The organism is Rhizobacter sp. P1_G5, assembly GCF_056405435.1.
Genome location: NZ_JBFUCB010000355.1, coordinates 1 through 6,300 on the forward strand (window position 1 = coordinate 1; position 6,300 = coordinate 6,300).

8 protein-coding genes are annotated in these 6,300 nt (G+C 70.6%); 2 read left to right on the top strand and 6 right to left on the bottom strand.

Annotated elements, in window-relative coordinates; genetic code table 11:
* From AC1D12_RS21510 to AC1D12_RS21520, 3 genes are all read right to left on the bottom strand, one after another.
* The coding region (locus AC1D12_RS21510; protein ID WP_477842742.1) for a hypothetical protein at positions 1-201 on the bottom strand (201 nt) is incomplete at its 3' end.
* Positions 202-211: 10 nt separating this feature from the next.
* Positions 212-1,225 carry a DUF58 domain-containing protein gene (locus AC1D12_RS21515; protein ID WP_477842744.1) on the bottom strand — a complete coding sequence of 338 codons (1,014 nt, stop codon included), beginning with the start codon at positions 1,223-1,225 and terminating at the stop codon, positions 212-214.
* A gap of 20 nt (positions 1,226-1,245) precedes the next feature.
* Positions 1,246-2,181, bottom strand: coding sequence for an AAA family ATPase (locus tag AC1D12_RS21520; protein ID WP_052213191.1), 936 nt, complete (start codon positions 2,179-2,181; stop codon positions 1,246-1,248).
* 47 nt (positions 2,182-2,228) lie between these two features.
* Here AC1D12_RS21520 and AC1D12_RS21525 point away from each other — a divergent pair, with 47 nt between their 5' ends.
* Together AC1D12_RS21525 and AC1D12_RS21530 are read left to right on the top strand one after the other, a co-directional pair.
* On the top strand, positions 2,229-3,164 hold the full coding sequence (locus AC1D12_RS21525; protein WP_047513261.1) for a histone deacetylase family protein: 936 nt from the start codon (positions 2,229-2,231) through the stop codon (positions 3,162-3,164).
* Positions 3,165-3,220: 56 nt separating this feature from the next.
* A complete protein-coding gene (locus AC1D12_RS21530; RefSeq protein ID WP_465111690.1) occupies positions 3,221-4,516 on the top strand; it encodes a mechanosensitive ion channel family protein in 1,296 nt (431 codons plus the stop codon).
* Positions 4,517-4,852: 336 nt separating this feature from the next.
* Here the strand turns inward: AC1D12_RS21530 and AC1D12_RS21535 are convergent, their stop codons facing one another.
* The 3 genes from AC1D12_RS21535 to AC1D12_RS21545 all read right to left on the bottom strand — a co-directional run.
* Entirely contained in the window at positions 4,853-5,404 is a 552-nt protein-coding gene (locus AC1D12_RS21535) for a chromate transporter (RefSeq protein WP_477828242.1), read from the bottom strand.
* Positions 5,401-5,973 (bottom strand): chromate transporter, encoded by a 573-nt coding sequence (locus AC1D12_RS21540; protein WP_477828243.1) that lies wholly within the window; start codon positions 5,971-5,973, stop codon positions 5,401-5,403. The genes AC1D12_RS21535 and AC1D12_RS21540 overlap by 4 nt, the downstream gene beginning before the upstream one ends.
* On the bottom strand, positions 5,970-6,300 hold a 331-nt coding region (locus AC1D12_RS21545), incomplete at its 5' end, for an NAD(P)-dependent oxidoreductase (RefSeq protein ID WP_477842747.1). The genes AC1D12_RS21540 and AC1D12_RS21545, both read right to left, overlap by 4 nt.

The window sequence follows — 6,300 nt, forward strand, 5'->3', positions numbered from 1 at the left end:
GCGGCCGGGCAGCGCCGCGCCGGTCAGCGCGACGCGGCCGCGCCACAGCAGCACGCCGGCGGTCAGCACGGCGCACCACGGCGGCAGGTGCAGCAGGTGCGGCAGCACGGTCCACGCGATCACGAGCAGCAGGAACAGCGTGTCGCGGGTGTCGCGCGGCAGGTGGCGCCAGCCGGGCCAGCGGGGCAGCAGGGCATTCATGGTCGTGAACTCATTGCCACAGCGCCATCGCCTCCAGGCAGCGCCGGCGCTGCAGCTCGCCCTGCGCCGGCTCGATCTGCAGGCCGGGCAGGCGCAGGCCGTAGTCGGCACCGGCGCGTTCGGCCGACAGCACCCAGGCGGCGAGGCGCGACAGCCGGTCTTCGGGGGCGAGGCCGGYGCAGCRTTGCCAATCGAGCCACAGCTGCTGCTGCACCGTCGAGGTGGTGTCGCGGCTGACCAGCTCGCCGCCGGTCTCGAGGCTGCGCGCGGCCTTCTTCCAGACCACCAGCTTCAGCGGGTCGCCGCGCCGGTAGCCGCGCACGCCTTCGAGTTCGCCGCCATCGGCCCGGCGCCCGGTGGCCGGGCCGCCGGGCGTGGGATGTGCCGGCGGCAGCGGGGCCGGCGGGCGCTCGGGGCGCGGGTAGACCAGCACCTGGGCCGCCGGCCGCCACACCGCCCACGCACGGAACAGGCCGAGCGGAAAGCGCGTCTCGATGCTGATCGCCGGCACCGGGTGCAGCCCGCGCGCCTGTGGCACGAAGCTGACGTGGGTCGCGGACTGGCCGCCGGCCGGCACGTCGGCCCAGGTCAGCGTCGCCGCATCGGCCGATTCGAGGCGCAGCCCGATGCCGAAGCGTTCGGCCGCCGGGCTCGTCAGCGTGACCGCGAGCGGTGCCGGGTCGCCGGCGAACACCGCCGCCGGCGAGCGCAGGTGCAGCGTCATGCCGCGCAGCGTGTTGTGCGTCAGGTGCATCGAGACGATGCCGCTGCCGGCCAGCAGGAAGGTCAGCACGTAGCCGAGGTTCAGCTGGTAGTTGATCGACGCGACCAGCAGCACCATCAGCGTCAGCGCGAACATCAGCCCGGCGCGGGTCGGCAGGATGTAGACGTTGCGCTGGGTCAGCAGCAGCGTGTCGGTGTGCGGCAGCCGGGCCTGCCACCAGGCGCGAAAGCGCTGGCGCACCGCGGCCGCGGCGAGCGCGAAGGGGCGCAGCGGGAGCTTCAGCGCGTCGGCGGCCTGCATGGCGTCGGGTGGGCGAGGGATCAGGGCAGCGGGATGGACTCGATCATCGCGCGCACCTGTTCGCGCGCGCCGCGGCCGGCGCCGGCCACCGGCACCAGCCGGTGCGAGATCGTCTGCGCGAGGATCGCCTGCACGTCGTCGGGGGCCACGTAGTCGCGCGCATCGAGCAGCGCGTGCGCCTTGGCGGCGCGCAGCACCGCGATGCCGGCGCGCGGGCTCAGCCCGTCGACGAACCAGGCGCCGCTGCGCGTCGCGCCGATCAGCGCCTGCAGGTAGTCGAGCAGCGCGTCGGAGGCATGCACGCGCAGCACGTCCTGCTGCGCCGCCAGCAGGTCCTGCGGCGTCATCACCGCGCCCAGCGCGCCGATCGCCTCGCGCCGGTCGATGCCGGCCAGCAGCGCTCGCTCGCTCGCGTAATCGGGGTAGCCGAGCGTGATGCACATCAGGAAGCGGTCGAGCTGCGACTCGGGCAGCGGGTAGGTGCCGAGCTGGTCGGTCGGGTTCTGCGTCGCGATCACGAAGAAGGGCGACGGCAGCGCGCGCGTCTCGCCCTCGATGCTGACCTGGTGCTCCTCCATCGCCTCGAGCAGCGCGCTCTGCGTCTTCGGGCCGGCGCGGTTGATCTCGTCGGCCAGCAGCACCTGCGCGAACACCGGGCCGGGGTGGAACACGAAGGCCTCCTTGCTGCGCTCGTAGATGCTGACGCCGATCAGGTCGGTGGGCAGCAGGTCGGCGGTGAACTGGCTGCGCGAGAACTTGAGCCCGAGCGACACCGCCAGCGCGTGCGCGAGGGTGGTCTTGCCGACGCCGGGAACGTCCTCGATCAGCAGGTGGCCGCCGGCCAGCAGGCAGGCCACGCAGTCACGGATCTGCGGGCGCTTGCCGACGATGATCGTGCTAATCTGGTCGATCAGGCGGTTCAGGTGGGGAAGGGCTTTCAACAGGTCCGTGCTCATGCAATCACCTTAACTCAAACTGCCGCGATTCCGGACTCAGAACACCGATGCCCACTGCGTTCTTCAGCCATCCCGAGTGCCGGCAGCACGACATGGGGCGCGGCCACCCCGAGTGCCCGCAGCGCCTGGACGCGATCAGCGACCACCTGCTGGCGACCGGCCTCGACATGGCGCTCGAGCACCGCGACGCGCCGCTGGTCGACCTGCACGACGTGACGCTCGCGCACGAGAGCCTGTACGTCACCGAGCTGCGGGCTGTGCTCGAAGAACTGGCGGCGTCCGGCGAGAGCCGCGCGCTCGATCCCGACACCGTCGCGAACGCCGGCACCTGGCGCGCTGCGCAGCGCGCCGCCGGCGCTGCGGTGGCCGCCACCGATGCCGTGCTCGACGGCCAGGTCGACAACGCGTTCTGCGCGGTGCGCCCGCCCGGCCACCACGCCACGCGCAACGAGACGATGGGCTTCTGCTTCTTCAACAACGTCGCGATCGCGGCGCGCCATGCGCTCGACGTGCGCGGGCTGCAGCGCGTGGCCGTCGTCGATTTCGACGTGCACCACGGCAACGGGACCGAAGACATCCTCGCCGGCGACGAGCGCGTGCTGATGGTCAGCTTCTTCCAGCACCCGCTGTACCCGTACTGCGGCGAGGTGCCCAAGGGCGACAACATGCTGAACCTGCCGCTGCCGCCGTACACCCGCGGCGCCGAGATGCGCGAGATCGTCGAGGCGATGTGGATGCCGCGGCTGGAAGAATTCAAGCCGCAGATGGTGTTCATCTCGGCCGGCTTCGATGCGCACCGCGAGGACGACCTCGGCCAGCTCGGCCTGGTCGAGGCCGACTACGAATGGCTCACGCGCCGCATCAAGGCGGTGGCCGACCGCCATGCCGGCGGGCGCATCGTGTCGTGCCTCGAGGGCGGCTATGCGCTCGGCGCGCTGGCGCGCAGCGTGGCGGCGCACCTGCGGGTGCTGGCCGACCTTTGACCTCCTGGCTGCACGGCGGCCATTCCCGATCGACACAAGAAGAGAGCGATTCACCGATGGATTCGTCCCTGGGCGTACAAGATTTCAACGAACTGCTGCGCGACCTGGCCACCCGCAGCGCGCTGACCGAGGCGGCGGTGCTGCTGGGCTGCCTGGGTGTTTCATGGCTGGTGTGCATGGCGCTGCGGCGCGTGCTGCGCGTCAACGGCGCGGTGCTGTTCGGCCGCAACGTGGTCGACGGCGTGCTGTTCCCGCTGGTCGCGCTGGTGCTCGCCGTGGTCGCCCGGCACGTCCTGATGGGCGTCGTGAAGGTCGCGGTGTTCCGCGTCGCGATCCCGATCCTGCTGTCGCTCGCGCTGATCCGCTTCGCGGTGCGGGTGCTGTCGGCGGCGTTCCCCAATTCCACCTGGATGCGCGCGACCGAGCGCACGATCTCGTGGCTCGCGTGGATCGCGGTCGTGCTGTGGATCACCGGCGTGATGCCGGCGGTGCTGGAGGAGCTCGACAGCGTGCGCTGGCAGATCGCCGGCGGCATGGTCTCGCTGCGCACGATGATCGAGGGCGCGCTGACGGCCGGCGTCGTGATGGTGCTGGCGCTGTGGCTGTCGTCGGCGATCGAGCGCAAGATCATCCACGGCACCGGCAACGACCTGTCGATGCGCAAGATGGTGTCGAACATCGTGCGGGCGCTGCTGCTGTTCGTCGGGCTGCTGTTCGCGATGTCGGCGGTCGGCATCAACCTGACGGCGTTGAGCGTACTGGGCGGTGCGGTCGGTGTCGGTCTCGGCTTCGGCCTGCAGAAGATCGCGGCCAACTACATCAGCGGCTTCGTGATCCTGGCCGAGCGTTCGCTGCGCATCGGCGACATGGTCAAGGTCGACAACTTCGAGGGCCGGGTCACCGACATCCGCACCCGCTACACGGTGATCCGCTCGCTGGGTGGGCGCGAGGCGGTGGTGCCGAACGAGATGCTGATCACGCAGCGCGTCGAGAACCTGTCGCTGGAGGACCCGCGGGTGCTGGTGCAGACGATGGTGCAGGTGGCCTACGGCACCGACGTGCGGGCGCTGCAGCCGAAACTGGTCGAGGCGCTGCTGAAGGTCGAGCGCGTGATCGCCGACCCGGGGCCGGGGGTGCAGCTGTCGAACTTCGCGGCCGACGGCATGGACCTGACGATCAACTTCTGGATCCGCGACCCGGAGAACGGGCAGGGGCAGGTCAAGTCGGACGTGCACCTGGCGGTGCTGGATGTGCTGAATGCGGAGGGGGTCGATATTCCGTTCCCGCAACGCGTGATGCATACGATCGTGCGCCACGAAGCTGCCGTGCCCGTGCCGCCCGAACGCATTTGACGCAKTGGTGCGGAAGGCGGGTGCGGGGAGTCTGTGGCTCGCCGGCCGGTGCGGTCATCGCCCCTGGGGGCGATGACTGCCCTCCACTGACTGATTTCATGGCCCGTCGCCCAAACTCCCGCCACTCACTTCGTTCGTTGTGGTCAAACAGTGGGCGACAGTCAGTTCACGAAGCGTGCTGGYGCACGCGGGCCATGAAATCAGCCAGTTCCGGCGCCCCGTCCTGATTGGCGCTCCACAGACTCCCCGCACCCGCCTTCTGCCACCGCCCTGCCTTTYGGGRGATGACAAGCGAACAAGTGGGGGTTGAGCCCGGGTTGTCACCCGGGCTACGAATCAGACCCAGCCGAGCGCGCCGACCACCGCGCCGAGTGCCACCATCCACAGCGGGCTCAGGCGCGTCTTCAGCATCACCGCGATAGTCAGCCCGATCAGCACGATCGCACCGGGCTCGCTGCGCACCGGGTCCGAGAGGATCCAGCCGGTGGCCAGCAGCAGGCCGAGCGTCAACGGCGCGAGGCCGGTCTTGAAGGCCCGCACGCCCAGCGTCTCGCGCCGCGAATGGCCCCAGCGCGTGGCCCACAGCGCGAGCGTGGTCGACGGCAGCATGATGCCCAGCAGCGTGACCGCCGCACCCGCGAGCCCCGCCGCATTGAAGCCGAGCACCGCGACGAACAGCACGTTCGGCCCCGGTGCCGCTTGCGCCAGCGCGACCGAGGCGGTGAACAGGTCATCGCTCAGCCAGTGCCGCTCGCCGACCAGGTAGCGGTGCATGTCGGGCGCGGTGGTGATCGCACCGCCGACGGCCAGCAGGCTCAGCATCAGGAAGTGGGTGAACAGCGCGAACAGGTCGTTCGCACTCAGGCCATGCAGGTCGAACAGGCTCACCGCCGCAGCCTCCACCACGCCGCCGCGATGCCGACGGCGCCCAGCCCCGCCAGCACCCACACCAGCGGCCAGCGCATCAGCGCGACCATCACGAAGGTGCAGGCGCCGATCGCGAGGCTGAGCGGCAGGCCCATCTCGTTGCGCTTCAGGCTGGTGGCGAGCTTCAGGCCGGTCGCGATGATCAGCCCCGCCGAGACCGCGCCCATGCCGCGCAGGGCGCCGCTGACCAGCGGTTGCTGCGCGGCCCGTGCGTACAGCGCCGCCAGCACCAGCACGATGACGAGCGGCGCGAGCATCATGCCGGCCAGCGCGGTGAACGCGCCGCGCAGCCCGAAGAAGCGGTCGCCGATCATCAGCGACAGGTTCACGATGTTCGGCCCCGGCAGCACCTGGGCGACCGACAGGATCTCGACGAACTCGTCGCGGTCGAGCCAGCGCTCGCGCTCGACCAGCTCGCGCTGCGCCACCGCCAGCACGCCGCCGAAGCCCTGCAGCGCGAGGCGGTTGAAGACGCGGAACAGCTCGCCGAGCGAGCCCGGCTGGCGCGACTCCAGCACCGGATCGCTCAACGGATGACCCGCAGCGCTTCCGGGTTCACCAGTTGCGTCGGCGTGCCGTTGATGAAGTTGATGACGTTGTCGAAGGCCGCGCTGAAGTACAGCTCGTAGCTGTCCTGCTCCACGTAGCCGATGTGCGGCGTGCACACCGCATTCTCGAGCCGCAGCAGCGGGTGGCCCTGCAGGATCGGCTCGCTCTCGAACACGTCGACCGCCGCCATGCCGGGCTTGCCGCGGTTCAGCGCCGAGACCAGCGCACCTTCCTCGACCAGCTCGGCGCGCGAGGTGTTGACCAGCAGCGCGGTCGGCTTCATGCGGGCGAGGTCGTCGGAGGTCACG

Coding starts and splice junctions, on each gene's coding strand:
- AC1D12_RS21520 (WP_052213191.1), bottom strand. CDS start 2,181: ATGAGCACGGACCTGTTGAAAGCCCTTCCCCACCTGAACCGCCTGATC.
- AC1D12_RS21525 (WP_047513261.1), top strand. CDS start 2,229: ATGCCCACTGCGTTCTTCAGCCATCCCGAGTGCCGGCAGCACGACATG.
- AC1D12_RS21530 (WP_465111690.1), top strand. CDS start 3,221: ATGGATTCGTCCCTGGGCGTACAAGATTTCAACGAACTGCTGCGCGAC.